At 49.0% G+C, this 582-nt stretch carries 1 protein-coding gene; it reads right to left on the bottom strand.

Features of this window, described 5'->3' with window-relative positions:
* On the bottom strand, nt 1–582 hold a 582-nt coding region (locus R7190_RS29225; RefSeq protein ID WP_318138118.1), incomplete at both ends, for a methyl-accepting chemotaxis protein.

A 582-nucleotide genomic window follows, 5' to 3' on the forward strand; every position in this document is an offset into this window, starting at 1 on the left:
GACATCGCGTGGTAACTTTCATCCGCAATATTGTTGATGTCTTCAATGTTGCGCGCTATATCTGCTGAGGTTTCGCTTTGCTCTGCTGCCGCTTGAGAAATGTGCGTACTCATTTGGCTGATTTCGATAATGAGTGCTTGGATCTCTTCCATTGAACTGTTCGCTTTCGAGGCTTGCTCAACCGACATTTCCATATCACTCATGCAGCTTTGAATCACTTGGTTGGCTGACTGAGAGCTCGATTGCAGATTGCTGATCATCGATTCGATTTCTGTGGTGGATTGTGTGGTTTTCGATGCCAGCACACGTACCTCATCGGCTACCACGGCAAATCCGCGTCCTTGTTCACCCGCGCGTGCTGCTTCGATGGCCGCATTGAGAGCGAGCAGGTTGGTTTGCTCAGCAATGCCTTGAATCGTAGACAGGATTTGGTTGATGCTTTGGGTGTTCGCTTCCAGTTCAGAAATCACATTTGCCGCATCACTCACTTGCTCAGCAAGCGACACAATCGCTTCTCGGTTTTTCTGAATAACGCTTTGACCTTCCACACACGCAGATGCGGAGTTTTGGGATGCACTTGCT

Source organism: Vibrio sp. 1078-1 (assembly GCF_033340475.1).